Genomic DNA, 3,471 nt, shown 5'->3' on the forward strand with positions numbered 1-3,471 from the left:
GCCGAGGGGGTATCTGGGGGCCTGGCAGGGCACGGTGCGGGACGCGGACGGTTCGAGGATCACGCGCCGCTTCGAGATCCGGCAGGGTGAGACGGGTGAGGTCGTCGCGAAGACGGTCAACATCCGCGCGGGCATGATGTGTGAGGGCGAGGCCACGTTGGTGGCGTTCGACGGTGGCGCCGCGGGGATGCGCGTCACCAGTGAGATCACCGAGAGTCATCCGGCCGCCGATCCCTGCGTTCCGTACCGGGAGCAGAAGCTCACGCTGCACCGTGACGGTTCGTTGTCATGGGTTTACCCGGTGGGCTCGCTCTCCGCGAAGCTGCACAGGGTGGGCGACCCGGCCGCACCGGTGCCGGCGGCGATGGCCGGCAGGTGGGAGAGCGAGACCGACGAGGGTGACGGAGGGCGTGTCCTCACGCTCGCCCGGGGGGCCGTCGGTTCGGCGACCCTCCGGTTGACCGGCGGGGGTTCGGGGGCTGCCTGCGAGTGGGAGAGGACGCTCGGCGCGGCCGACGGCACGACGCTGACGTACGGACCCGGCCGGGTCACGCGTGAGGAGCCGGGCGCGACCTGCCGGGGGGCGGACAGGTCGCTGACCGTGTCGGCCGTCGGCGACGGTGAGGTGCGCGTCACCGACACGCGGGGCGCTGTGGGCTCCGGCCGTCTCTACCACCGCGTGGGCTCCGACTGACTCGGCCGGGGGCGGCCACGTACGACCGCCCCCCGGCTCACGGCCGGCGCGTCACCCCTCAGGCGTGCCCGTCGGGACCGTCACGCGTGAGGGGTCCCCGGCCGGAGAGGTGAAGTCCAGGCGGGCGCCGTCCGGGTTGTACTCGGCGTACAGGGGATCGACCGTGTCGACGACGACGGCGAGTTTGTGGCCCTTGGGCACGTCGTAGGCGGTGGAGAAGAGGTCGAGGTCCACGGCGAACGGCTCGCCGGGGGTGCGGTCGTGGAAGGTGTGCGGGGCGTGGGTGATCAGCTTGCCGGTGCCCAGGGGGCCCACGTCGTACAGGTGGGCGTAGAAGGTGCCGCTCTCGGCGGTGCTGGTGACGGTGGTGTGCAGCTTCGTCGTGCCGCGCACCGGGGTGGCCTCCGCATACCGCTCGGTCTCCCACACGGCGGCCCGTGAGCGCGGCAGCAGCGGCATGCTGACGACGGGCGGCAGCTTGAGGAACTGGTCGAGGAGGCCGCTCAGGAACATCGTGCCGCCGTTTGCGCCGGAGTCCTTGCCGGTGTGCAGTTCCTTCTTCTCGCCGAGGGAGACGGTCCGCTTCCCCGAGGGGACCTCCTTCCAGCTCTCGTAGCCCTCGTAGGCGCCCGTCGAGCGGGACTTGAGCTGGACGGGGGGCTCGGTGTCGATGCCGTTCCGCTCGCCCTTGAGGTAGCGGTCGAACCAGTCGTGCGCGTGCGACCAGGTGTCGTTGGGCAGTCCGAGCAGTCCGGTCGCCTCGGGGGTGGCGTGGTCGCCGGGGCGGAACTCCAGCCGCTTGGGGCCGTCCAGCTTCTCGTAGAAGTCGGCGTACTGGTTGGGCGGGAAGATCGAGTCGTTCCAGGCGTTGCCGAGCATGATGGCGGCGCCGTTGTCGTTGATCCGGTCGAGGTAGGTCGCGGGGGAGCGCTTCTCGCCCCACGCGATCATCTCGTCCTCCTTGTCGAGGTTGGAGGCGAGGAAGTCCGCGAGGATCCGGCGCAGTTCGGGGCTGGGACGTCCGGTGAGCTCGCCCGCGCCGCCGAGCAGCCCGGCGGCCTGGAGGTGCTGGGTCCGGCCGCTGTAGATGGAGCCGATGAGGTCGGCCCAGCCGCTGAGCGCGGTGACGGCCTTGATGCGCGGGTCGTGGCCGGCCGCCAGCAGGCTGATGCCCGCGCCGTAGGAGACGCCGCCCATGCCGACGCGGTCCTCGTCGGCGGGGGTGTGGGCGAGGGCCCAGTCGATGACGCGGGAGGCGTCGGCGATGTCCTCGGGGCCGCCGACCTCGATCTCGCCGCCCGACTGCCAAAAGCCGCGCGAGTTGTAGCTGACGACGACGTAGCCGGTGTCGGCGAGCTTCTTGGCCTGCGCGAGGTACTCGATCTGCGGCAGGCCCCAGCTGGTGGGCAGCACGATCAGCGGGTAGGTGTGCGCCGAGTCGGCGGAGGCGCCGTCGGGCAGGGCGACGTTGGCCTTGAGGGTGGTGCCGCCGTCGCCTTCGATGTCGACGAAGTCGATCCCGGCGACGTGGGCGTCGGCGGCGGCCGGTGCGGGTCGGGCGGCGGCGGGGGAGAGGGTGAGGCCGGTGGCGGCGAGTGTTCCGGCGAGGAGGACCGAGGCGTATCGCACTGCGGTGGGGGAGGGGCGCATGCACGGCTCCAGACGTCATCGGTGGCCCGGACTGGAAAGTGACTGGAGAGTAACCACGGCGGGCTACCGAAGGTAACCCGTCGGTAGGTCACGGAGCGGTTAAGACGGTGGCCCCCAGGTCGCCCCGCCGGGGTTCTTGTCACGCGCCCTAAGGGGACTTACGGTCGCAACCTCACGTATATCTACGCGTGTCGAACAGGCTGCCGCCCTTTCGAAGGAGCTGCTCATGCCCGACGTTGTACGTGCCGCACTGGTGCAGGCGACCTGGACAGGCGACACCGAGTCGATGCTCGCCAAACATGAGAAGCACGCCCGCGAGGCCGCCCGCCAAGGAGCGCGGATCATCGGCTTCCAAGAGGTCTTCAACGCCCCCTACTTCTGCCAGGTGCAGGAACCGGAGCACTACCGGTGGGCCGAGCCGGTGCCCAGCGGGCCCACCACCCGCCGGATGTCCGAACTGGCCAGGGAGACGGGCATGGTGGTCGTCTCCCCGGTCTTCGAGGTGGACGGCTCCGGCTTCTACTACAACACCGCCGCCGTCATCGACGCCGACGGCACCGTCCTGGGCACCTACCGCAAGCACCACATCCCGCAACTGCCGGGCTTCTGGGAGAAGTACTACTTCCGCCCGGGCAACCTGGGCTGGCCGGTCTTCGACACCGCCGTCGGAAAGGTCGGCGTCTCCATCTGCTACGACCGGCACTTCCCCGAGGGCTGGCGCGCGCTGGGCCTGGCCGGCGCCCAGATCGTCTACAACCCCTCGGCCACCTCGCGCGGTCTGTCCTCCCACCTGTGGCAGCTCGAACAGCCCGCTGCCGCCGTCGCCAACGCGTACTTCATCGCGGCCATCAACCGCGTGGGCACCGAGGAATACGGCGACAACGACTTCTACGGCACCAGCTACTTCGTCGACCCGCGCGGCCGGTTCGTCGGTGACACCGCCTCGGACCAGGAGGAGGAACTGCTGGTCCGCGACCTCGACCTGGGGATGATCGACGAGGTACGGCAGCAGTGGGCCTTCTACCGTGACAGGCGGCCCGACGCCTACGAGGGGCTGGTGCGGCCGTGACCCCTGAACCCGGAGCCGCGGCGGACTCCGCCGCCCCCACCGCTCCCCCCGTCTCCGC

Annotated in this window: 2 protein-coding genes and 1 pseudogene; 2 read left to right on the forward strand and 1 reads right to left on the reverse strand. The window is 70.7% G+C overall.

Annotated elements, in window-relative coordinates; translation table 11 throughout:
* A pseudogene (locus AB8Z75_RS32640) lies at positions 1-694 on the forward strand (hypothetical protein); the annotation flags it as partial.
* 51 nt (positions 695-745) lie between these two features.
* On the opposite strand, the gene AB8Z75_RS32645 reads toward AB8Z75_RS32640, so the two are convergent.
* Complete coding sequence (locus AB8Z75_RS32645; RefSeq protein ID WP_369208393.1) at positions 746-2,344, reverse strand: alpha/beta fold hydrolase; 1,599 nt, start codon at positions 2,342-2,344, stop codon at positions 746-748.
* Between the two features lie 226 nt (positions 2,345-2,570).
* Here AB8Z75_RS32645 and AB8Z75_RS32650 point away from each other — a divergent pair, with 226 nt between their 5' ends.
* On the forward strand, positions 2,571-3,413 hold the full coding sequence (locus AB8Z75_RS32650) for a nitrilase-related carbon-nitrogen hydrolase (RefSeq protein ID WP_369208395.1): 843 nt from the start codon (positions 2,571-2,573) through the stop codon (positions 3,411-3,413).
* Positions 3,414-3,471: the final 58 nt, after the last annotated feature.

Source organism: Streptomyces sp. PU-14G (genome assembly GCF_041028275.1).
GTDB lineage: Bacteria > Actinomycetota > Actinomycetes > Streptomycetales > Streptomycetaceae > Streptomyces.